20 protein-coding genes are annotated in these 23,561 nt (G+C 65.4%); 18 read left to right on the top strand and 2 right to left on the bottom strand.

Going from position 1 to position 23,561, the window contains the following annotated elements; translation table 11 throughout:
* Positions 1-7: 7 nt before the first annotated feature.
* The 10 genes from ABJO18_RS02955 (at position 8) to ABJO18_RS02910 (ending at position 8,525) form a co-directional block, all read left to right on the top strand.
* A complete protein-coding gene (locus ABJO18_RS02955) occupies positions 8-400 on the top strand; it encodes a prepilin-type N-terminal cleavage/methylation domain-containing protein (RefSeq protein ID WP_348507266.1) in 393 nt (130 codons plus the stop codon).
* Positions 401-533: 133 nt separating this feature from the next.
* Entirely contained in the window at positions 534-1,478 is a 945-nt protein-coding gene (locus ABJO18_RS02950) for a sulfotransferase (RefSeq protein WP_348507265.1), read from the top strand.
* Positions 1,479-1,542: 64 nt separating this feature from the next.
* Entirely contained in the window at positions 1,543-2,130 is a 588-nt protein-coding gene (locus tag ABJO18_RS02945; RefSeq protein ID WP_348507264.1) for a hypothetical protein, read from the top strand.
* A gap of 50 nt (positions 2,131-2,180) precedes the next feature.
* Positions 2,181-3,170 (top strand): hypothetical protein, encoded by a 990-nt coding sequence (locus ABJO18_RS02940; protein WP_348507263.1) that lies wholly within the window; start codon positions 2,181-2,183, stop codon positions 3,168-3,170.
* Positions 3,133-4,176, top strand: coding sequence for a hypothetical protein (locus ABJO18_RS02935; protein ID WP_348507262.1), 1,044 nt, complete (start codon positions 3,133-3,135; stop codon positions 4,174-4,176). The genes ABJO18_RS02940 and ABJO18_RS02935 overlap by 38 nt, the downstream gene beginning before the upstream one ends.
* Positions 4,176-4,760, top strand: coding sequence for a hypothetical protein (locus ABJO18_RS02930; RefSeq protein WP_348507261.1), 585 nt, complete (start codon positions 4,176-4,178; stop codon positions 4,758-4,760). The genes ABJO18_RS02935 and ABJO18_RS02930 overlap by 1 nt, the downstream gene beginning before the upstream one ends.
* Positions 4,757-5,242, top strand: coding sequence for a hypothetical protein (locus tag ABJO18_RS02925; RefSeq protein WP_348507260.1), 486 nt, complete (start codon positions 4,757-4,759; stop codon positions 5,240-5,242). Before ABJO18_RS02930 ends, ABJO18_RS02925 begins: the two co-directional genes overlap by 4 nt.
* A gap of 1 nt (position 5,243) precedes the next feature.
* On the top strand, positions 5,244-7,442 hold the full coding sequence (locus ABJO18_RS02920; protein WP_348507259.1) for a hypothetical protein: 2,199 nt from the start codon (positions 5,244-5,246) through the stop codon (positions 7,440-7,442).
* Between the two features lie 7 nt (positions 7,443-7,449).
* Positions 7,450-8,067, top strand: a complete 618-nt coding sequence (locus tag ABJO18_RS02915; RefSeq protein WP_348507258.1) for a prepilin peptidase — start codon at positions 7,450-7,452, stop codon at positions 8,065-8,067.
* Positions 8,064-8,525 (top strand): prepilin-type N-terminal cleavage/methylation domain-containing protein, encoded by a 462-nt coding sequence (locus tag ABJO18_RS02910; protein ID WP_348507257.1) that lies wholly within the window; start codon positions 8,064-8,066, stop codon positions 8,523-8,525. The genes ABJO18_RS02915 and ABJO18_RS02910 overlap by 4 nt, the downstream gene beginning before the upstream one ends.
* On the opposite strand, the gene ABJO18_RS02905 is transcribed toward ABJO18_RS02910, so the two are convergent.
* Positions 8,482-9,675: a glycosyltransferase gene (locus ABJO18_RS02905; protein ID WP_348507256.1), complete on the bottom strand. Its 1,194-nt coding sequence runs from the start codon at positions 9,673-9,675 to the stop codon at positions 8,482-8,484. The two genes, ABJO18_RS02910 and ABJO18_RS02905, sit on opposite strands and share 44 nt — an antisense overlap.
* Positions 9,676-9,756: 81 nt before the next feature.
* Between ABJO18_RS02905 and ABJO18_RS02900 the strand changes: the two genes are divergently transcribed.
* The 8 genes from ABJO18_RS02900 (at position 9,757) to cysN (ending at position 22,829) form a co-directional block, all read left to right on the top strand.
* On the top strand, positions 9,757-11,265 hold the full coding sequence (locus ABJO18_RS02900; RefSeq protein ID WP_348515725.1) for a glycosyltransferase: 1,509 nt from the start codon (positions 9,757-9,759) through the stop codon (positions 11,263-11,265).
* A gap of 153 nt (positions 11,266-11,418) precedes the next feature.
* Positions 11,419-12,213, top strand: a complete 795-nt coding sequence (locus tag ABJO18_RS02895) for an ABC transporter permease (protein ID WP_348507254.1) — start codon at positions 11,419-11,421, stop codon at positions 12,211-12,213.
* Positions 12,214-12,225: 12 nt separating this feature from the next.
* Positions 12,226-12,909 (top strand): ATP-binding cassette domain-containing protein, encoded by a 684-nt coding sequence (locus tag ABJO18_RS02890; protein WP_348507253.1) that lies wholly within the window; start codon positions 12,226-12,228, stop codon positions 12,907-12,909.
* Between the two features lie 66 nt (positions 12,910-12,975).
* On the top strand, positions 12,976-16,701 hold the full coding sequence (locus ABJO18_RS02885) for a glycosyltransferase (protein ID WP_348507252.1): 3,726 nt from the start codon (positions 12,976-12,978) through the stop codon (positions 16,699-16,701).
* Positions 16,702-16,764: 63 nt separating this feature from the next.
* Positions 16,765-18,588: a glutamine--fructose-6-phosphate transaminase (isomerizing) gene (glmS, locus tag ABJO18_RS02880; protein WP_348507251.1), complete on the top strand. Its 1,824-nt coding sequence runs from the start codon at positions 16,765-16,767 to the stop codon at positions 18,586-18,588.
* 102 nt (positions 18,589-18,690) lie between these two features.
* Complete coding sequence (locus ABJO18_RS02875) at positions 18,691-19,818, top strand: DegT/DnrJ/EryC1/StrS family aminotransferase (protein ID WP_348515724.1); 1,128 nt, start codon at positions 18,691-18,693, stop codon at positions 19,816-19,818.
* Positions 19,819-19,965: 147 nt separating this feature from the next.
* Positions 19,966-20,934, top strand: coding sequence for a sulfate adenylyltransferase subunit CysD (gene cysD, locus ABJO18_RS02870; protein ID WP_348508585.1), 969 nt, complete (start codon positions 19,966-19,968; stop codon positions 20,932-20,934).
* On the top strand, positions 20,934-22,829 hold the full coding sequence (gene cysN, locus ABJO18_RS02865) for a sulfate adenylyltransferase subunit CysN (RefSeq protein WP_348508584.1): 1,896 nt from the start codon (positions 20,934-20,936) through the stop codon (positions 22,827-22,829). The genes cysD and cysN overlap by 1 nt, the downstream gene beginning before the upstream one ends.
* 84 nt (positions 22,830-22,913) lie before the next feature.
* On the opposite strand, the gene ABJO18_RS02860 is transcribed toward cysN, so the two are convergent.
* Positions 22,914-23,309, bottom strand: coding sequence for a hypothetical protein (locus ABJO18_RS02860; RefSeq protein ID WP_348508583.1), 396 nt, complete (start codon positions 23,307-23,309; stop codon positions 22,914-22,916).
* Positions 23,310-23,561 lie beyond the last annotated feature (252 nt).

The following is a 23,561-nucleotide window of genomic DNA, read 5'->3' as shown; positions in this document are numbered from 1 at the left end:
CCTGGCCATGCCCGGACCTCTCCGCGCTGGCTATACCATGCTCGAAGTGGTCGTGGTGGTCGCGATTGTTGCGGTCGCACTGACCGTCTCCACCCCGGCCCTTATCCGCATGATCGAGCAGCAGCGCGTGCAGAGTGTGTTGCGCGGTATCGATATCGGCCTCACCGATCTGCGTGCCGCCAGCCAGATCGATGCCCGTGTCATCGATGCCGGCGAGGCCGAAGCGGCGCTGGCGGCCGATCTGCCGGTCGGCTGGTATATCCTTGTCGACGAGGCGGTGACATTTTCGCCCGCGGGCGTCTGCAATGGCGGGCGTCTGCAGGTGACCACGCCGCGCGGTCGTGAATACGTGTTTTCGCTCGCCCGGCGCACCTGCTCGCTCGATCAGCGGATCGCCTGAGACGTGCCAGAGGCAAGCTTGGGGCTGCTGAACGACGTCCGGAACCTGTTGCGTCCTTTTCTCATTGCTGCAATTGCGCGTGCCCGGCGATCCCCCTAGAAAGCCGGTCTGAATTTATGAGGATACACAACCCATGGGTCATGAGGGTTCACCGTCCGACGCTGTCCGGCCAATCTTCATCATCGGTGCGCCCCGGTCCGGCACGTCGGTCATGACCTGGGCCCTGGGGCAGCATCCCAACGTCCAGCCCATGCCGGAAACGGCTTGGATCGCGGCGTCGTGTGTCGGGGCCTATCAGGCCTTCAAATCCGGGTCGGACCGCGGCAAGCGCTCGCACCTGTCCAATGTCGACTACCCGGTCGAGGACTTCTTCGCGCACCATGGCCGGTTCATCGATACTGTCGTGCAGGATGCCTTCCGCCGCCGTTGTCTTGACCTCTATGGCCATTCGGGTGTCCCCAAGGCGAGTCAGCTCGACAAGCACGCGCTGTTCATCAAGCGCCGGAAGACGGACACCAAGCAGCACTGGGTCGACGGCACGCCGCTGAACACCTTCTATGTCTGGGCGCTCGCGCCGATGTTTCCTGGAGCCCGTTTCCTGCATCATTTGCGCGCACCGCACGCCGTTGTGGCTTCACTCGCCAAGTTCGACCGCGTCGGGGCCGAGCCGGTTGAAGCGGCTGCCGAAGCGCTGACGGTCTGGCTGCACCATACGCGCACGGCCTGGGCGGCCGAGCGGGCGCTGGGATCGGCGCGCGTGAAACTGGTCGATTTTGCCCGCTTGGAAGCTGAACCGCAGGCGCTTCTCGACGATATCGCTGATTTCCTGGGCGAACCGCACTGCACCGACTGCATGGCGCCGCTGGCCGACCGGCTGAATTCCTCGCGCACGCATGCCGAGGCCGACACGATTCTGCCCGAGCTTGAGGCCGAGCCGCTTTATGCGGAGGCGCGTGCCCTCTATGATGAGATCCAGGCTGCACAGCGGCCGCTCCCGGGAGGCGATGAGGCCGCCTGGGAAGAGCTGCACAGCATGTTCATGAGTCTCGCGGATGATCGGACGCTTATCGGGGGTTAGTCGGCTGACAGGGGGGCGTGGCAATAAGCAGGACGCAGGCTACAGCCTGATGGAAGTCCTGGTCATGCTGGCTATCACTGCCATCGTGTCCGCCCTCGTTCTTCAGACCGTCCGGTCGGCCTCTGCGACGGGACTGCGCATCGAGCGCCATGTCCGTTCGACCCTGCATGATCGCCTGGACGTCAACGCGCTGCGCCATGCCGTTTCCGCCACGCTCGTAACCTACTCCGATATGGATGGTGGATTTGCGGGTGACGACCGCCAGGCCAGCGGCCTGACGGCCCGGACAATCGGGCTCGATGGTGAGGGCGTGCAGCCCTACAGGCTGACGGTCGAGGATGAGGGGCGGGGCTCTGTTCTCTACTATGAGGAGGGCGGTGAGCGGTTCGAAGTGGTGCGTTTGCCGGAAGGGCGGCTGCAGCTGAGTTATTTCGCGGGCAGGCAGTCGAGCGACGGATGGAGCGCCGACTGGCCCCCGGCCGCCGGATTCGTGGCGCTCGGTCATGGGCAGGCGCCTTACTACCGGCCCATCCCCCGTGTCCTGCGCGTTTCCGGTCCCGGTACCGAGCCGGCGGTGGACCTGTTTCTAGGTTTGCCGCAGACGCAGCCGCCGCGTCCCCGCGTCTCGGACTATGTCGAGATGGTGCAATGAGGGGGCGGTCCGCGAAACACGCCGGTTTGCGCGGGGGTTACGCCTTCCCAATGGCGCTGGCTGCGATCGTGGTCATAACCCTGATCGTCGGTGTTGCGGCATCCCAGGTCCAGCGGGGTATTGAAAGCTATGCCCGGCAGGAAGTGGACTTCGAGCGCGAAATAGGGGCGCTGTCAGCCGACCAGACCTTTCTCTATCACGCGCTGACCAGTCCGATGTCGGCAAACGGGATCGAAATTGGTGGCCTTAGCGCGACCGATCGCCTCGTCGGCCGGACAATCGAGGACCCGAGCCAGGTGACCCTGCTGCGTGCCAACGGCGAACCGCGTCTATACGCCGACGAATTCGTCGTGCGTTATCTCGATCAGCAGGCCTTTTTCAACGCCGGACTACTGGGCGTCGATGGACGGGATGCGCGGATGACGGCGCTGGGCATTCCGGACCTGCGCCAGGCCGGATTGGCCGCAGCGCTGGCCGACTACCAGGACGAGGATGATCTGAGGCGTCCGGGTGGCGCGGAGCAGGCAGCCTATTCCGGGAGTGACATGCCACCCAACCGGCCGATCGTCAGTCCGCTGGAAATCTGCCAGGTCGCCGGTTGGGCGCGCGAAGACATTTGTGCGGACCACGACCGGCTTTTGCTTTTGACCATGAATCGCGGCACGCGCCAGATCAATGCGCGTCTCGCCGGCATGTCCATGCTCCGGCTGCTCACCGATTCGGTGGATGATGCGCAGGAGGCCTATGAAGACTATCAGGACGGATATCTGGTCGATTTCGCGGGAATTGACTGGCCGCAACTCGATCCGGCGGCCGACATTCTGTCGGCCCCGACTTCGGCAACAGGCCAGTTCGCCGTGATTGTCCATGATCGTCCGGCACGGCATGCATGGATTTCGGTCTACACGCTGACACCGGAAAGTGTTCGGGCGCCCTTTTCGCTTGCCTATAGATACCGTATTGGAGGCGAGTATGTGCGTGACGTGTTGGGGATGACCGCGGATGAGTCAATCCAGCCGCTTCCTGAAGCCGGTCGATAGCCGGGTGACTGCCGCCGGTTCGATCGACCGGTGTGGTACGCCCTTGCGCCGTCTTGTCGTTGGCGAGCGTGTGGTCCTGAGCCGGCGTCACTGTCACTTCGAGTCCATTCCTGCACCGGCCGGCCAGCGCGACATGCGTGCCATACAGGCGGCGAAACTGGCGGCGCGGGCGCGGTCCCCGTTCAAGGATCCCGATATCCGGCTGGTCTGGTCCGGTGGACGGGTGGGAATCTGGAGCTGGCCGAAAAACATCCTGGAGCCGCTCGCAGGAGCGGAAGCCGATATCGTTCCGGAATCGCTGCTGGACCCTGTCGCCGTCGGTGAAGTCCTGCGGCGTCGTGACGGCGGTTTCGAGGGGCAGGTCTGGCAGGGCGGCCAGCTCGTCGCCAGCCGCTGGTGGGATCATGAGCCGGACGACGCGCAGTGGCGCCGGTTCGTGCGGGCCGTTCCCGCCTTTGGCGACACATCCGAGCGCACGGATGCCAAGGGCGATGTCGATATCGCCGCTTTGGTGAACCGTGCCGGCGCCGCCGTTTCCCGCATTCGGGCACGCGATTACCTCGCGCTGGCCATTCTGTTGCTTTTGGTCCCGGCGTTGTATCTGGGCGGACAGTGGCTGCGCGCCACGATGACGGCGGACGCGCTCGAGCGCGAACTGGCGACGCTTGCCGAAAGCTCCTCGGAAGTGGTCGCGGCCCGCGCCGAGTCCATGGCGCTGGCCGGCACGCTCCAGACCTATGCGGAACTGCTTGAAGCACCGCACCCTGCGGCGGCCCTGGCCGTGTTCGCGGAGGCTGCCGCCGGGTTCGATGCCACACTGGAAACCTTCGCGGTCCGCGATGGCAGGATGGAGATCGAGCTCACCGGCAATTCCGATTTGCCGCTGGCGAGTCTGGTTGAAGCGCTTGAAGACACGTCCGTGTTGCGCGATGTGCGCCTGGAGCCCGGTGGCCGGCCTGATCGCTGGCGGATCTTCGCGACCTTCGAGAACGGAGGGCGCAGCTGATGCCGGACAGTCTTCGCAAGCTGGTCGATACCCTTCGCGAGCAGGCAACACCACGGGCGCTGGCCGGTGTCGGGATACTGGTTGTCCTGCTGGCCGCGGTCGGGCTGAGCAATCTGGCGACCTCGGTCGCCGCGCGGCAGCAGGACGTGCGCGAACTCGATCGCTCCCTTGCGATCCAGCGCAGCCTGGCGAATGGTCAACAATGGCTGGACGCGGCGGGGGAATTGGCTGCCCAGAAAGAACGGGTCGAGGCGCGCTTCTGGCGCGGCGCGACGACGGGTATCGTTTCGGCGCGGCTGCAGAGCGCTATCGAGAGTGCTGCCACCCAGGCCGGTCTTGATCGTGTACGGGTCGAGGTGCAGGCGCGGCCGGACGCGCTCGCGGCGGACGGGCGGCTGGAGTTCGAGATCACGCTGACAGCCCGGGACCGGGCCGGCCAGTTCCTGAATTTCTTCCAGCGCCTGCAGACCCTGGACGGTGCCGTCGTGCCATCCGACTTCCAGTGGGTGCGCGGCAACACGATCGTTCAGGCGACGCTGCGGGCGCCGGCCATTGTCGAGACGGCAACCGGGGAGGCATCATGACCTCGGGCTTCCGCTTGCTTCTGGCGCTGTTTCTGGCAGCCGGCGCACTGGCGGTCGGACTGACGGGCAGTGAACGCCGTCAAACCGCGTCGGTCGACCGCGATGCGCGCATCGCCCAGCCGGTCGACCCGTGGACGGCAGATGAGGTGGACGCGCTTGTGGGGCGGATCGTCGCCAGCGGCCTCTACCCGGATGCCGAACCACTGGGCGATATGGCCCTTGCCGTCGATACAGACACCGAAGCACTGGGCATTGACGCGGTTGAAGCGGCATTTGCCGATCCGGCACTTGCGGCTTTTCTCAACCGCGGCGATGGCTGGACGATCTGCATTGCACGCGAAGACGGAAGCTGCCGGATGCTGCAGATCGGCGACGTCTTGGCCGATGATTGGCAAGTGGCTGCGATTTCGGCAACATCTGTTACGTTCGAGCGAGAGGGACGGACACGCACGCTCGATGCGTACCCCTCCAGGGAAGGCTAGTATGAAGTTGCGGTTTTTGAGCATGCCGGTGGTGCTGGCGAGCGTTCTTTCGGCCTGTGCCAGCACGGGCGGGGAAGAGCGGTTCGACTGGCTCAGCGGATCGGGTCCGCTGGGGATTGAACTGTCCGGCGGCGATGCACGCGAAGGCCGCGGCGCTCCGGGTGAGGGCCCGGTCGATCTGCAGGAGCCGGGTGCCGAAACGGGCACGGAGCAAACCGCTTCCCGTACCGTGCCCTCTCTCGGTCGCGGCACCTCGGGAACAGGACGCTATGACCCGGTAACCGAAACGCTCGACGGTCCGGCGATCAATGTCACCCTGCCGCCGCAACCGCTGCCGAGCTTCGTCAACACGGTCTTCGGCGAAGTGCTGAACCAGCCCTTCTCCATCGGTCCGGACGTGGCGCAGCGCTCCGACATCATTTCCCTGCGCAGCGTGCACGACATGCCGCCGAGCACTTTCCTCGCCCTCGTCGAGGAAGCACTGAAGGATTACGGGCTTGCCGTCACCTATGAGAACGGGCTGTTCCGTATTGTCGGCATGGATGAGCTGCGCGCCCAGATTCCGCAATTCGTCCGGTCGCGTGCCCGGCCCAGCGTGCCGAGCGACCTGCGTCCGATCGTGCAGTTCGTGGAGCTGACGGCAATCGATGCAGCGGACATGGAAGTCATCCTCGAACAGGCTTTCCCGGAAGACGACCAGCTGACCATCCGGACCAACCGCGGCAGCAATTCGATGGTGCTCAGCGGACTGTCCGACACGGTCGATGCTGCGCTGGCGATTGTCGAGCAGATGGACGAGCTGCGCTTTGCAGGGACACAGGTCATCACCTTCACGCCGCGCAACTGGGCCGTCCAGGATCTCGCGCGGGATCTGCAATCCATCCTGACGGTCGAGGGCTACTATGTCGCACTGGGCAGCAGTCAGCCGCGGGCGATCACGCTTCTGCCGCTGAACTACACCAATCAGCTGATGGTATTTGCGCGGGAGCGCTCGCTGGCCAACCATGTCGTCGCCACGGCGCGCCGTCTGGATGCGGACGCCTATGAGGCCGAGGCGCGGATCGCGCATGTCTACAATGTGCAGAATACAAGCGCGGAGATTCTCGCCCAGGTCGTCAATGTTGCGATGGGTCATGCCGCGCCGGGCACGGCCGGCAGCGCGCCCGAGACCTCGCAGACCGCGCCGACCAACGAGGACGGCCAGCGCAATCAGCGCAGCCAGCGGGACAACTCACCCCGCGTGATCGGCGGCGGCGACGGCCTGACCGTCGACCCGATGGGCAACCGCATTATCTTCTTTGGAACCCGCGCGGAGTATTCGGAGATCGAGTCGCTGCTGCGCCAGCTCGATACCCCGCTGCCGGAAGTGATGATCGAAGTGACCATCGCCGAAGTGACCCTCACCGATGATGTCAATTTCGGTCTGGACGCCGTTTTCGACACCGATACAGCCGCGCAGTTCTCCGCCAACATCAACACCGAAAGCGGAATCTCTGCTGTCGTTGATACCGGCCAGGTGACGCTGACGGGTACGGCCGGTTCGTCCAGCAACCAGATCAATGTGCTCTCGACGCCACGTATTATCACGCGATCCGGCTCCGAAGGCTTCGTGCAGGTGGGCACCGACGTGCCGATCATCACCTCGCAGCGCGCTGCGGATACCCAGAATCAGGGTTCGTCCGACATTCTCCAGACGGTGCAGTACCGCTCGACCGGTGTGATCCTGACCGTGGCGCCGCTGGTCTACAGCGGCAACCGCATCGACCTGGCAATCAGCCAGGAAGTTTCCTCGGCCGAGACCAATGAGAACGAGGCGATCGCCAGCCCGATCATTTCCAACCGCAGCATGACCTCTGAACTGTCGCTGCAGGACGGTCAGACGGCGGTTCTGGGCGGGCTGATCGAGAACCGCTTCACGCGCGGCAATGGGGGCGTCCCCCTGTTGAAGGACGTGCCTTTTATCGGCAATGCCTTCGGCAATGAAACCCTGTCGAGCCGCCGCACCATGCTGGTTGTTCTCGTAACGCCCTACATCCTCAACACCCGCAGCGACCGCCAGCGTATCGTCGATACGCTCGTCGGTGCGATCAATACGGGTTTTCAGAACCAGACCCGGGCCGCATCGACGCTTTGGGAACCGTCCGAGCCGATGCAGATCCGCGCCTGGCACGGTGCCGACAACGGCGAAGACGGGAACTAGATCCGGTGTGACCGACACCCTGCTCATCCTTGCCGGAACAGGGACCGTACTCCTCGCGGGCGGGCTGGGCGGATACACCGCCGGCTTCGGCTCCTCCCCGGCCGGCTGGCCCGTACGGATCGCGCTTTTCATCTCCGCCCCGGTCGCTGGCGGAGCCGCCCTGGCAGCCGGCACGCATGCCCTGCTTGCGGTTGCCATCGCCGTTGCCGTTCCGCTGGCCCTGGCCGCGGCATGGCTTGACTGGCAGTCGGGCGTCATCGCGGACCTGCAGTCGGCCGGGCTTTTTCTCTCGGGACTTCTCGCGGCGCCCGTCCTGCATCCCTACGCCACATGGGGCATTGCGCTGGGCGGTGCCGGCGTCGCACTGGCGGTGCTTTTGTGCGGCAGTCTCGCGGTCTGGCTTCGGAGCCGGAAACAGGGTCTGGGAACCGGCGATTACGGCCTCGCCGCGGCCGGTGGATTGTGGTGCGGACTGGGTTGGGTCGGTCCGGCGCTTCTTGTCGCTGTTGCCGTTACGGTATTGCTTGCACTGCTGCGCGGGCAGGCCGGAGCGGCGCGCTATGCGTTCGGGCCTGGCCTTGTCGCCGGGTTCTCCGCGGCTGTTGTGGCGGGGAGGTTGGTGTGAAACACCGGGTTCCCAAAACGCGCGCCGGCTTTTCCGTCGTTGAGGTTCTGGCGGCGATTGCACTGATCGCTGTGGCGATGATCCCGCTCTACCAGCTGCAGCGAGCGCTGGCAGACGCTGCCTTCCGCCTCGAGCAGTCTGCCGCGGCGCTTGAAGCGAAAGAAAATGCGCTCGCCTGGCTGGAGACCGTCAATCCGCAGCTCCAGCCGGACGGCGAGATCATGATCGGCGGCTGGGTTGTGCACTGGCAGGCGCGCCCCGTCGCGACCGTCCCGATCGCGCGCGGTTATCTGGGGGAGTCGATCCACTCGGTCGGCCTCTACGACGTCGAGGTCCGGATGGAGCGCAATGGCCGCAGCGACAGTTTCACGGTGCGCAAGATCGGCTGGGAACAGGTGCGCGATCCCTACGGCTTCACAGATCCCGATGCGCCCGGGCCAGCCCGTCGAGACGGCTAGCCAGGCAGGCCTGCCAGGCTGCCGGACCGAGGCGTGCATCGGCGTGCCTGCGGGCGATCTCCCCCATGCGGCTGCGCAGCTCCGGCTTGTCAATCAGCCTGACGAGCCAGTCGGCGGCATGGTCGATGTCCGGCTCCGCCCAGCTTTGCCCATCGGGATAAATGCCCTGCGCGTCCTCGACCGGGACCAGGCGGTAATTGACCAGGCCGGCGCCTTCGGCGGTCAGGAATTCGGTCGGGGCCGACCAGTTTGTCGCGATTACCGCCTTCCCGCGATAGGCCGCATGGGCCGCGAGCAGGCCGAAGCCCTCCGAGCGATGCAGGCTCAACGCGATCGGGCAAGCCTCTATCAGTCCGAGCATCTGCGCGTCGGTGAGATCCTTCACAAGCAGGGTGACGTCCGGCCGGTCGCCGATTCGCGCCGCAAGCCGGGCCATCTCGCCGGGGCATTGCGCGGAGCCGGTCACTTTCAGGACAAGATGCGCCGGGCGGGACGCCGAGGCCGAGGCAGTCTCGAACGCGGCCAGGGCGCCGAGCGGGTTCTTGCGGGCCGCCGAGGACCGCAGATCGCACAGTGCCAGCACCCGGACGGCCTCTGCCTGTCCGGGAAGCCCGGGCGGAGCTTCAGCCGGTCCGGATGCGAAGATCGGTGGCGGCAGGACTTCGGCCACGCGCCCTTCGGGCAGGATCTGCGTTATGGCATCGGCGGAGAAGCGCGAAGGGGTCCAAACGGCATCGACGAGACCGGCGGCGCGGCGCCAGTGCTTCGGGGCGCGGCCCAGTTCCCACACCCAGTAGCCGGCATGGGGCATGCGCCGCTCCCCGGCGCTGGCGATGCGCATTGAGAATTCCAGCAATTGATCGGGGTTGAGGTGACTCACGCGCAGGGCGGTTTCGGTGCGGTCGGCCGTGGCCGGTCCGGCGGGGCGAAGCCGCGGATCGATGCTCCAGGGTCGTGTATCGTGTCCCGCCTGCATCATGGCGCGGGCGAACTGCCGGGCCGTCTCGCCGATGCCGAGAATTTCGCCATGAAACCCCTCGACCCGGACGGGCATGCCGGGCATGTAGGGCATGCGGCGCGGTGTGAAGCGTGCGCCGATGTGCGTGTAGGTCTTGAGGGCTGCCCGGTAGGCGGTCGATTTCAGGCTCATATGTGATTTCCCGGCCGGAAGGGCTGAGTTCGAGCTGTCTTCCGCCATGTGTTCAATCCGGCCCTTCCGGGAAGAGTGAGGGTGAGACGCTTGCGCCCCGTTATCGTCAGTTTGCCCGACACGCCGGTCAGTTATCAGGAATTCGGCCTGTTCGTGAAGCGTGCCGGCGGAGAATGGCAGGCGTCCGGCCGGCTGCGTCCGGGAACGGCGCTGGTCGGCCTTGGCGCCAGTGATCTCATCGCCGTGCTGGAAAACTGCGCGACCAAAGAGCGGCAGGCTGCGCGGCTTGAACCGGCGCGGCTCCGGCATCTGGCCGCGGCATTCAGCCGGTTGATCCGCCGCTTTGTCCGGCGTCCGCGTTCCACCTGGCAGGCGTTTGCCAGGTCGGCGAACATTGCAGGCTTCAAGCCGGTGCCGGTCCGGATCGTCCATCTCGATGAGTCCGGTCACCGTCTGTCGCAAACCGAGTTCGAGCGCATGCACAGCCTGGGTGACAGTCTGATGCCGGGCGCCCGGCGGCGTATTGCCAATGTGCTCCGGTGTACCGGAGCCGACAGCGTCTCCTGGGATTTTCTCGTCGCAGGCCGGGAGGTTTTGCGGCCGGCAGCGGCGGCAGAGCTTGATCGGTATTCCAGCGCAATGACGCGGCATATCGCCTTCCGCGCTGGTGCCGCCCAGGACATCGCCCAGTCGGAAAACCATGTGCATCTCAGCGAGTGCCTCGGGCGCAGCCAGGTCATCGAGCCCTGGACCCGCCAGGGGGGCGTGCCGGTGGACGATGCCGGTGTCTCGATTGTCATTCCCACGCGGGATGCGCCGGCACTGCTGGCGGCGTGCCTGGAGAGCGTGGAAGCCGGTTTGCGGCCGCAGGACGAGCTGATCCTGGTCGATCACGAGACACGCGATGCCGCAGCGCTTGCGCTGATCGAGGCGGCCCAGGACCGCGGGGCCCGTGTCTGCCGCGAGGCGGGGGCGTTCAATTTCTCCCGGCTGGTCAATGCCGGTGCGGCTTTGGCGGGCTGTCCCAACCTGGTGATGCTGAACAATGATGTACGCGGTCTCGGGGCAAACTGGACGGCGGTGATGTCTGGCTGGCTGGCCCGGCCCGGCATCGGTGCTGTCGGCGTGGATCTGCGTTATCCGGACGGGCGCCGTCAGCATGTCGGTCTGACCCTGTCGCGGGACGGGCTTCCGGCGCATCTGGAACCGGGGCGGCGCACCGACGGCCCACTGGGCCTCTATACCGTCCCGCGTCAGGTGTTCGCTGTGACCGGGGCTTGTCTGGGCATCCGGACCGGGCTGTTCCGCGAGATTGGCGGGCTTGATGAAGGCTGGCCGACGGATTTCAACGACATTGTCCTGTGTCTGGATGTCCGCGATCGTGGATTGTCGGTGGTCTGGACACCGGACGTCTCGGGCATCCATGACGAGTCCGCGAGCCGCGGCCGTGAGCCCGTCGGCGACCGGCATCGCGCCGAATGGCAGCGTGTTCTCGCGCGTCATCCCCGTCTGGGTGCTGCCGATCCCCATGCGCCGCCACGCATGGACCGCGTCCGGATGGAATGGGCGGAGGACTGGCTTGCCTTGTAGTGCGTGCCCGCGGCAACCGGGGATGCTATTGGAAGTATCTGATTCGTACCCGCGACTGCCGTTCGGCAGTTGGCGACAGCTCCGATCTTGTGCCAAGGAAGTCCGGCCCACGGCCGCCGCCTTGTGTCCGGCCAGAACAGGAAGACCACGCGCGTGACCGTCGCTCATCAGACCCAGCCGGAAGTCAAATTGCCCGCCGTTATCCGCCTGTGGCGCTTCTGGCTGATGCTGGCCTGGCACGACTGGCGGCGCCGCTTCCGCCGTTCGCTGCTCGGCGCGGCCTGGCTGTTCGTGTCCTTTGCCTTGTTCGTGGGCGTGAAGATCGTGATCTTCGGCGTACTGTCGGCCGAGGAAATGTCCTTCTTCGCCGTCTGGCTGTCGACGGGCTTCCTGATATGGACATTCGTCCAGGCCAATCTGGTTGAGGGCTGCAATGTGTTCATTGCCAGTTCGCGATGGATCACCGGCACGGATCTGCCTTACGGCATCTACGTCCTTCAAAGCGTCACGCGCAGTGTGATCCAGCTGGCATTGTCCGGCCTGGTCATTCTGATCGTTCTGGCCATCTATCCGGCGCCCGATCCGTGGATTGCGCTGACAAGCCTGTTGTCGATCCCCGTCCTTATCATCAACGGGATCTGGACCCAGCTCCTGCTGGGCGTCATCTGTGCCCGTGTCCGGGACCTTGTTCATCTGACCCAGACCGTCGTGCGCCTGCTCTTTTTCCTGACGCCGATCCTGTGGGTGCCTGCGTCTTTCGGCGAGTATGGCAAGTATGCCGACTACAACCCGTTCACGCATGTGATCGCGATCTTCCGCGAACCGCTCGTTTCCGGCACGGTACCCTATACGAGCTGGGTAATTGTCCTGGCGATAACGGCTGCCGGCTGCGCGATCAGCGCACTGGTTTTCCGCCTCAACAAGAACCGCATCTTCTACTGGGTTTGAACGGGCTGTGACGTGACCAAACTTTCTGCACAAGACATCACGCTCAAATATCCGCTGTTTTCCGCGGTTCGCGGGCAACCGACCCACCAACTCGCGCTGGACTCCGTCTCCTTCGATCTCGCCGAGGGTGACAAGCTGGGCGTGGTCGGCGCCAACGGTGCCGGCAAGACCTCGCTCTTGCGGGTGCTTTCCGGTGTCGTCATTCCCGATGCCGGCAAGGTCCAGTCTGTCGGGGTCGTTCAGTCTCTCATGGAAACCGGCCTCGGTATCAATGGCGATGCGACCGGCTACGAGAACATCCAGCTGCGGCTGCTGGCGGCCGGCTATACCTGGAAACAGGCGCGTGAGCTTTCCGAGCCGATCGCGGCCTATAGCGAGCTGGACGAGTATCTGGAACGACCGGTCGACACCTATTCGCGCGGCATGCAGCTGCGGCTGAGTTTCTCGATCGCGACCACGCTGGATGCCGACATCCTGATCATGGACGAGTGGATCGGCGCCGGTGACGCCGCGTTCCGCGAAAAGGCCGCCCAGCGGATGGAAGAGCTCGTCGCCGCTGCCGGCATCGTGGTGCTGGCATCGCACAATAATCGCCTGCTGGAACGGATCTGCAACAAGGGGATTTTCCTCGAGAAGGGCAAGGTGCGGTATTTCGGCGATATGGGTGAGGCGATCCGCTGTTACGCCGACGCGTAGGTCGCCCGTCGCACAGATCCCGGACCGGGCGGTCCACCGGATAATAAAAAGGCATACAGGCGCGATATGGCAAAATCCTCCGCCCCCCAGAAGACGGCTATTCTGGTTCTCGGCATGCACCGCTCGGGCACGTCGGCCTGTACCCGGATCGCCAACCTGTTCGGTGCGGTTCTGCCCGAAGACGTGCTGCCGGCCAATGCGGGCAACGAGACCGGCTATTGGGAGCCGCGCTCGATTGTCGATTTCAACGAGCGCCTGCTCGAGGCCCAGGATTTCGGCTGGGACGATCCGGTTCCCGAAAGCCGGATCACGGCGTCTTTCGGCAAGTCCGCCACTGCGGAGGCCGCTGCGCTGGTCGGCGAGGTCTATGGCGATGCGCCGCTCATCGTCATCAAGGACCCGCGCTGTGCGCTGATCCCGGGCTTCTGGATCGAGGCCGTCACCAAGGCCGGCTACCGGCCCGTGCTGATCCATTGCCGGCGCGCCGCAGCCGACGTTGCCGCCTCGCTCGACCGGCGCGACGGGATGAGCGCCGACGAGGCGGGTCTGTTGTGGGCCCAGTCCAATACCAGCACGCTGCGGGTTCTCGGCGACGCTCCGCATCTTGTTCTCGACTACGGCGCGGATGTCGTGAACTGGCCGGATCGGATCTTCGGCCTGGCTGATACGGCCGGCTTTGCCTGGCCCCGCAGCCGGCAGGCGGTCGAAAGCGACCTGAAGGCCTTTCTCAAGCCGGCCCGTTCGGGAGCCGATGTGCGCTTCTCGGCGACGGTCGCCGGGATTGTCCGCGCGGTCGATGAGGTGCTTGAGGGCCGGGCGGTGCAGGCCGGACCGGAGGTGCTCGACCGGATCGACGCAGAGATCACAGCGGCGACAAGCATTCTGCTGGCGACCCACAAGCGCTTCCGCCGCCAGCTAGGAGAGGTGAAGTCCGAACTCGCAGCCAAGACCGCAGAGGCCGAACGGGCAGAGGCCGTGATCGCCGATGCGATCGCGGATCTGGAAACCGCCCGGCGCGACCAGACGGATGCCGAGGCCCGGGCGAAGGCTGCGCAAGAAACGATTACCGGTCTCGAAAAGGACCTGGAGACAGCCCGCGGTGACCAGAAGGATGCGGAAGCGCGGGCCGCGTCCGCTCAGACGGTCATTTCCGGTCTTGAGGCCGATCTGGAAAAAGCACGGGTCGATCAGGCTGAAGCCGACGCGCGGGCAAAGGCCGCACAAGGCTATATTCACGAACTGGAGGCGCAACGTGATCGCCTCGTTTCGGAACTCGAGACCCTCGTCTCCGACTTCAAGGCGCTCGAAGCCTCGGTGCAGGCCTATCGCGACCACGCCGATCGTCTGGAAGCGGAGCTGGCCGACACCCAGGTCGCCTACCGCCAGGCCGACAGCGAGCGTATCGCACTGCGGATGGAGCGCGATCACGTCGCCCAGCGACTGGCGCAGATCGAGAACTCGACCATCTGGCGGGCGACCGATCCGTTGCGGCGCATGTTGCGCGGAATGCCCTGGCTGACGCGGTGGACGCGGCGCGGGCTGAAACTTGTCTGGTGGACGGTTACCCTGCAGCTTCCGGCGCGCCTGTCCGCCCGCCATGATCCGTCGGCGTTCCCGCCCGGTGAAGAGGCGGCAGAGGGCGCGGGTCAGGTTCTGCCGCCGCTCGACCGGCTGGCCGGCTTCCTCGGTGAGGAGTTCGGGCCGGGCGCTGCTGCCACGACCACCGGGCTGATCGAGAAATACCAGCTGCCCTTCCAGCGCGAGGGTATGCCGGCCATCGCCACGGTCACGCCGGACGAGACAGCACGCGACTGGGCGCAGTCCCTGGCGGAGATTGCACCGGCCGGAACCGATGCGCCGCGCGTCTCGATCATTGTGCCGGCCTATAACCAGATCGCCTTCACCCTGGCCTGTATCGAAAGCGTGTTCCGTTCTCAGCCATCGGTCTCCTTCGAGATCCTTGTGGGCGACGACAAGTCGAGCGATGGCACGCTAGCCGCGGCCGAGGTCGATATCCCGAATGTGTGCTGGATCCGCCACGACCCCAATCTGGGCTTTGTGCGGAACTGCAATGCCACGGCGGCCGAAGCGCGCGGGTCGATCCTGGTTTTCCTGAACAATGACACGCTGGTCCTGCCGGGCTGGCTGGACGAGCTGGTCGCCACGCTCGACGGCGACGACACGATCGGCATGGCGGGATCCAAGCTGATCTATCCGGACGGCCGCCTGCAGGAAGCCGGCGGGATTTTCTGGCAGGACGGGTCGGCCTGGAATCTGGGCCGGTTCGACGATCCGCGCCGGCCGGAATTCAGCTATGCCCGCGAGGTCGACTACATTTCCGGCGCCGCGATTGCGCTGCCGCGTCCGGTCTGGAACGAGATGGGCGGGTTCGACGAGCTTTTCGTGCCGGCCTATGCCGAGGACGCCGATCTGGCTTTCCGCCTGCGCAAGGCGGGATACCGCACGCTGCTGCAGCCGCGCTCGCAATTGCTGCACTTCGAGGGCGTGTCTTCCGGCACGGATACGGGCAGTGGTATCAAGGCTCACCAGGTGACCAATCTGGAGCGTTTCAAGGAACGCTGGTCCGGCGTTCTCCAGAGCCACCGCCCCAATGGCCAGCTGCCCCAGCTGGAGAAGGAACGGTCGGTCCGCCAGCGCGCGCTCTTCGTCGATATCACCACGCCGGAGCCGGACCATGATGCGGGCTCGGTGGTGGCCGTCGAATGCATGCGCGGCCTGCAGGCCTCGGGCTTCAAGGTCACCTTCGTGCCGCAGGACAATTTCCTGTGGACGCGGGAATTCTCTGCTCCGTTGCAGCGGGCGGGGATCGAGACGATCTACCACCCCTTCTATTCGCGCTTCACACCGTTTGCGGCCGAGCGCGGCGGCGAGTTCGACCTGGTCTTCCTGCACCGCTATCCCACAGCCGAGCGGACGCTGACCGATATCCGCCAGTATGCACCGCAGGCGCGGGTCGTGCTGCTCAATGCCGATCTGCACTATCTGCGCGAGATGCGCGAAGCCGAGCTCAGCGGCGATGCCGATGCGATCCGCGAGGCCGAGCGGACGCGGGAGCGCGAGCTGGCGGTGATGGCGGCCGTTGACCTCGTACTCACCCATTCGACGGTCGAGCTTGAAATCCTCCAGGCCGCGCTCGGCGCCGACAAGGTCATGCTGCTGCCGCTGATCCATGACGCAGAGCCCACACCGGCCGGTTTCGCCGAGCGCCGCAGCATCGGCTTTCTTGGCGGCTTCGGGCATCCGCCGAATGTGGACGCCGTCAACTGGTTCCTCGACGAGGTCTGGCCGCGGGTGCGGGCCGTCGACGACAAGGCCGAGTTCGCGCTGGCGGGCAGCAAGATGCCGGACCGCTACAAGCGTCTGGACGGCCGCGACGGTATCTCCGTCCTCGGCTTCGTGGAGTCGCTGCCCGACTATTTCAATCGCATCCGGTTGAGCGTCGTGCCGCTTCGCGTCGGCGCCGGTGCGAAGGGCAAGGTCGCCGCAAGCCTGGCGGCCGGTGTCCCCTGCGTGTCGACCTCGGTCGGTGTGGAAGGCATGCAGCTGGAGGCCGGGCGCGAGATCGCCGTTGCCGATACGGCCGAGGCGTTGGCGGCGCAAATCCTGCAGGTGTTCGAGGACGAGGCCGAATGGCGTCGCTATCGGGAACAGGGCCTGGCCTATGCCGACCGCATCACCTCGCGGCGGGCGTTGCGGGCCCAGATCCTGGCGATGACAGAACGCCTCGGCATGGCACGGTCTTCGATTGAAACATCGGGGAACGGGAAGTGATTGGCTGGTGATGCTGCGGCGCACTACAGCCGGAGCGTGAGTTGAGGGCCAGGAGGCAAGGGCATGTGCGGAATCGTCGGCGTCGTGAATCACGAGGATGCGTCGCGCTGCATCCTCGAAGGGCTGCAGCGGCTCGAATATCGCGGCTATGACTCCGCCGGCATTGCCATTGTCGGGGCGCAGGGCAAGGTGTCGATCGCCCGCGCCGAGGGCAAGCTGAGCAATCTGACCGGCAAGCTGGCCGATGCGCCCCTGGCCGGCAGCACCGGGGTCGGGCATACGCGCTGGGCCACCCATGGCGCCCCGACCGAAGGCAATGCCCACCCGCACCGGGCAGGCCGTGTCAGCCTGGTGCACAACGGCATCATCGAGAACTACAAGGCCCTGCGCACGGAGTTGTCTGCTGCGGGCCGAACCTTCGCCAGCGAGACCGATACCGAAGTCGTGGCGCAATTGCTGGACCGGTATCTGGAAACAGGGCTCGACCCGCGTACCGCCTGGCTTGAAACGCTGGGGCGGCTTGAGGGTGCCTTCGCGCTGGCGGCCATCATCGAGGGCGAGGACGGTCTGCTGCTCGGGGCCCGCCGCGGTGCGCCGCTGGTCGCGGCCTCTAGCGAGACCTCCGGCTTCCTCGCCTCCGATATCATGGCGATCACGGGTGAAGCCCGAACGGTGATCTATCTGGAAGACGGTGACACGGTTTTCGTGCGTCCCGAAGGTATCGAGATCTGCGCGCCGGGCGGTGAGCCGGTCGCGCGGCCGGTCAACCTCGCGCCGGCTTCCATGGCGATGGCGGAGAAGGGCAATCACCGCCATTTCATGCAGAAGGAAATCTACGAGCAGCCGGAAGTCGTCGGACGGACGCTGAGCGCCTATGTCGATGCCGAGGCCGGCCGGATCCGTCCCATTGAGGACATTGATTTTGCCAGCATGTCGCGGCTTCTGGTCGTCGGCTGCGGCACCGCCTCCTATGCCGGACTGATTGCCGAATACTGGTTCGAGGCTATGGCAGGCCTGCCGGTCGACAATGATATCGCGTCGGAATTCCGCTATCGCGACCCGGCCTTCCTGCCGGGGGATGCGGCGCTCTTCATCTCCCAGTCCGGCGAAACCGCTGACACGCTGGAAGCATTGCGCCTGTGCAAGGCGGCCGGTCTGAAGACCATCGCCCTGGTCAACACGCCGCATTCCTCGATGGCCCGCGAAGCCGATGTCGTGGTGCCGACACTGGCCGGACCGGAAGTCGGCGTCGCCTCGACAAAGGCCTTCACCTGTCAGCTCTCCGCCCTGGCCTCGCTCGCCGTGCTGGCTGCCAGCCAGCGTGGCAAGCTGGCGCCGGAAGCCGTGGAAGCCGAGGTCGCGTCGCTGATGGCCATCCCGGCCCAGATGAATGCTGCGCTCGCCATCGAGCAGGAGATCGACCAGCTCGCGACCGAGCTCGCCCACGCTTCCATCGTGCTCTATCTCGGACGCAATGTGTTCTTCCCGCTGGCTCTTGAGGGCGCGCTCAAGCTGAAGGAAATCAGCTATATTCACGCCGAGGGCTATGCCGCCGGCGAGCTCAAGCACGGCCCGATCGCGCTGATCGAGGACGATGTGGCCGTGGTGGCGATCGCGCCGCACGACGCCCTGTTCGCCAAGACGCGCTCCTCCATCCAGGAGGTGCGGGCCCGTGGTGCCCGGGTGATCGCGATTACCGACAAGGCCGGTGCGGACGAGCTGGACAGCGAGGCGAGCGCCATCCTGAAACTTCCCGATGTGAAGGGGCTGGCCGCGCCGATCGTGGCCGCCACGGCGGTGCAGCTGCTGGCCTATTACGTGGCTGTTCACAAGGGAACGGATGTCGACCAGCCGCGCAATCTCGCCAAGTCGGTGACGGTAGAATAGCGAAATGTTTCGTGACTTTGCGGGGCAGGGGGGCGCCTTTATAGCGCACCGGTATACCGCAGCGACAAGGCCCGCCGGCGCGGTGCCGAAAGGTGTTCCCTCATGACCGACATGATCCCCTTCATCGACCTTCAGGCCCAGCGGGCGCGTATCAAGGACCGCATGGATGCGGCGGTGATGAAAGTGCTCGACGAAGGGCGCTACATCCTGGGACCGGAAGTCGGGGAGCTGGAAACGAAGCTGGCGGAGTTCGCCGGCATGGGCCGCGCGCTGAGCTGCGCCAATGGTACCGATGCGATCCTGATTCCGCTGATGGCCTGGGGGATCGGCCGCGGCGATGCGGTCTTCGTGCCGTCCTTCACCTTCGCCGCCTCGGCCGAAGTTGTGGTGCTCGCCGGCGCCTCGCCGGTCTTTGTCGATATCGATCCGGACACCTACAACATGTCGCCGGAAAGCCTGGCGGCGGCGATTGCCGATGTGAAGGCGAAGGGCGAGCTGACGCCGAAGGCCGTGATCGCCGTCGACCTGTTCGGTCAGCCGGCCGACTATCCGGCGCTGGAACCGATTGCCCGCGAGCACGGTCTGAAACTTGTCTCCGACTGCGCCCAGGCTTATGGCTCGACGCTGGGCGGCAAGGCCTCGCTGAACTGGGCCGACGCTCTGACCGTGTCCTTCTACCCGGCCAAGCCGCTGGGCGCCTATGGCGATGCCGGCGCGGTGCTGTGCAAGGATGACGCCCTGTTCGATACGATGAAATCGGTCCGCGTCCACGGCGAGGGCGCATCGCGCTATGAATATGCCCGCATCGGGATCAATTCGCGTCTCGACACGATCCAGGCTGCGATCCTGCTGGCCAAGCTGGAAGTCTTCGCCGAGGAGATCCAGATGCGCCAGCGCGTGGCGGACGCCTATAACAGCCGGCTCGGCAATGCGGTGAAGACGCCGAAGGTCATCGACGGCGCCCAGTCGACCTGGGCGCAGTACACGATCGAGGTCGACGACCGCGACGCCTTCCGGGCGCACCTGGCCGAACAGGGCGTGCCGACGGCGATCTACTACCCGATCCCGCTGCACCTGCATGCGCCGTATGCGTCCTATCCGGTGGCGCCCGGCGGCCTGCCGGTGACCGAGGCGGCGGCCGGCCGGGTCGTCTCCCTGCCGATGCACCCGGACATGCCCGGGGGCGATATCGACCGGGTCGTGGCGGCGGTGACCGGCTTTCGCGGCTGACGCGGTTCCGGCGCGGCTGCTGACACCGAACGCGGTGCAGCCGAAAACCCCTTCTGCGGGTGGCAATCCGCGCTGAGCTGTCCTACATCGGCCTGACGCGAGGCTGGCCGGAATATCGACGTGCCATCCGCGAAGGTTGAGGGTGACATGAGCGATATTACGGCCACGGTCCGGGCGTATGCCGACCGCTTCAAGTCGGCGAAGACGCGCGAGCGTCCGCTGTCGGCGCATCTCAAGGCGCTGGAAGCGGAATCGATCCACATCATGCGGGAAGTGGCGGCCGAGTTTGCCAATCCCGTCATGCTGTACTCGATCGGCAAGGACAGCGCGGTGATGCTGCATCTGGCGCTGAAGGCCTTTTATCCCTCGCGCCTGCCCTTTCCGCTGCAACACGTGGATACGACGTTCAAGTTCCGCGAAATGATCACCTATCGCGATGCGCTCGCCGAGGCGCTCGGACTGGAGATGCGCGTCGAGATCAACCAGGAGGCCGTGGACCGGGGCGTAAACCCCTGGGACAGCGGCTCGCAACTGCATACGCAGCTGCTCAAGACCGAGGCGCTGCGGGCGGCGATGAACCGTTACAAATACGATGCGGCCTTCGGCGGAGCCCGGCGCGACGAGGAAAAATCCCGCGCCAAGGAGCGCATCTTCTCCTTCCGCGACGGCAATCACGGCTGGGATCCGAAGAACCAGCGCCCGGAACTCTGGCGCAACTACAACACCAAGATCCGCCAGGGCGAGTCGATCCGCGTCTTCCCGCTGTCCAACTGGACCGAGCTGGATATCTGGCAATACATCCTGGAAGACGACATCCCGATCGTGCCGCTCTACTACGCGGCCGAGCGTCCGGTGGTCGAGCGCGATGGCCAGACCATCATGGTCGACGACGAGCGCCTGCCGCTGAAGGCGGGCGAAAAGCCCGAGCTCAAAATGGTCCGCTTCCGCACGCTGGGCTGCTATCCGCTGACCGGCGCGATCCTGTCGAACGCCACGACCCTTGAAGAGATCGTGCTGGAGATGCTGACAGCACGCACCTCGGAACGCTCCGGCCGGCTGATCGATCATGACGAGGCCGGCTCGATGGAGAAGAAGAAGCGCGAGGGATATTTCTGATGACCGTCCAGACTTCGCGCGCCGACGTGATCGCGCGTCTCACCCAGTCCGGCCAGCGCGGCGTGCTGCGCTTTCTGACCTGCGGCTCCGTGGATGACGGCAAGTCGACCCTGATCGGCCGTCTTCTGTTCGACAGCAAGCTGTTGTTCGAGGACCAGATCAACGTTCTGGAAAAGGACAGCCGCAAGCACGGCACGGCCGGTGACGAGATCGATTTCGCCCTCCTGCTCGACGGGCTCGAAGCCGAGCGCGAGCAGGGCATCACGATCGACGTCGCCTACCGCTTCTTTGCGACGGAGAAGCGCAAATTCGTCGTCGCCGACACGCCGGGCCACGAACAGTACACGCGCAATATGGCGACCGGTGCCTCGACCGCCGATGTCGCCGTGATGATGATCGATGCGCGCAAGGGCGTGCTCGTGCAGACGCTGCGACACACCTATATCGCCCGCATGATGGGCATCCGCCATATCGTGCTGGCGGTGAACAAGATGGACCTGGTCGACCATGCCCGCGGCCGCTTCCACGAGATCGTCGCCGACTATCTCAAGAGCGCCGACGATCTGGGCTTCGAGACCATCACGCCGATCCCGATGTCGGCGCGCTATGGCGATAATGTCACCCATCGCTCCGAAAGCATGTCCTGGCACCAGGGTCCGACCCTGCTGGAACATCTCGAGGCGCTGGACATCGACAGCGATGTGCAGAACGAGCCCTTCCGCATGCCGGTGCAGTGGGTGAACCGGCCCAATCTGAATTTCCGCGGCTATTCCGGCACCGTCGTCTCCGGCACGGTGCAGCCCGGCGACGCCATTGCTGTCGCCCAGTCCGGCCTGACAGCGACGGTCGCGCGCATCGTCACGGCCGATGGCGATCTGGACAAGGCGGTGGCTGGCGAGGCGGTGACGCTGGTGCTCGACCGCGAGATCGATATATCCCGCGGCGATGTCATCGCGGCGGCTGAGGCCCGTCCGGAAGTGACCGACCAATTCGCGGCCGAAGTGCTGTGGATGTCCGGTGACGACCTGCTGCCGGGACGCTCCTACCTCCTGAAGATCGGCACGGCGACGACGCCGGCGACGGTCTCGTCGCTGAAATACCGCGTCGACATCAACACCTATGAGAAGAAGCCCAGCCGCAAGCTGGAGATGAACGGCATCGGCCAGTGCAATCTGTCGACCGCCCGTCCCATCGCCTTCGATCCGTATCACAAGATCCGCGATATGGGCGCCTTCATCCTGATCGACCGTTTCACCAACCAGACGGTGGGTGCGGGGATGATCGAGTTCGGCCTGCGCCGCGCCTCGAACATCCATCATCACGCGATGGATGTGTCCAAGTCCGACCGGGCCCAGATCAAGGGCCAGAAGCCGGCCATCCTGTGGTTCACCGGCCTGTCCGGCGCCGGCAAGTCGACGGTTGCCAATATCGTCGAGCGCAAGCTGGCGGCGGCCGGTCACCACACCTATTCGCTCGACGGCGATAATGTGCGTCACGGGCTGAACCGCGATCTGGGCTTCACCGACGAGGACCGGGTGGAGAATATCCGCCGTATCGGCGAGGTCGGGAAACTCTTCGTCGATGCCGGGCTTCTGGTGACCTGTTCCTTCATCTCGCCCTTCCGGTCCGAGCGCCGCATGGTGCGCGAACTGGTGGAGGGCGACGAGTTCGTCGAGGTCTTCATCGACACCCCGCTGGAAGTCTGCATGCAGCGCGACCCGAAGGGGCTCTACAAGAAGGCCCAGGCCGGCGAGATCAAGAATTTCACCGGTTTCGACAGCCCTTACGAGGCGCCGGAAAACCCGGAGATCCGTGTCGACACCTCGCAGATCTCCGCCGAAGAGGCCGCCGACCAGGTGATCGCCAAGCTCAGGGAAATGGGCCGGCTCGGCTAGCCGTACCGGATCACCGGAACGTACAGACGCCGCCGCGGGCTGACTTGCGGCGGCGTTTTGCTGTTCGCGCCGGCCTGATGCGCATCAGCCGGGCGTTTCGCCGCCCGGGCCGGCATTGGCCTCTTCCTCGGCCCGCCGCAGGACGGCGTCGATATCGATCCCGCACTCGCGGGCCGCTTCTTCCAGATTGGTCTCGCCGAACGCGCGGAGCTCCGCGAGATATTGGGCGTCATCGTCTGCCTTGTTGAGGGCGTGGAAGCGCTGACCGAGCAGGACGAAACGGTGGGACAGGCCGAGCCAGCGTTCGGCCCGCCCCATCTCCTGGTCCATCAAGGCCATTTTTGCACTGTCGAAGGATATCTCTGCCGCGCGGCCCGGTGTGATGCCCTCGACGATCTTCATCAGGACTTCGGGCGGCCGCTCTTCCGGAGGGCTGCTGCGGCGGGCGCGACGGTGCGGGGAGGGGCGTTTTCTCGACATGTCGGTGTCCTTCAGGTCTGCGGCTGGATGATCCGGCGCGCGTGCGCCTTTATCGCCACGGCGTGTCCGCCTGGCGGTATGAGGGAGTGCGGGATGCCGGCCGGAGCCGGGGTTTTATGTGTTTGTGTGAGTGGCGCCGGAGGCATCCCGCACACGGAGATTTACCCGGGTCCCTTGCGGGCCCCGTCTCGAAACCGGCGGGGACGGTCCGGTCGAGCTTTTTGCCGGTCGTCCCTGCCGATGGCCTCGCCG

Source organism: Maricaulis sp., from assembly GCF_039978735.1.
GTDB lineage: Bacteria > Pseudomonadota > Alphaproteobacteria > Caulobacterales > Maricaulaceae > Maricaulis.
This window is presented reverse-complemented; position numbering and strand designations above follow the sequence as displayed.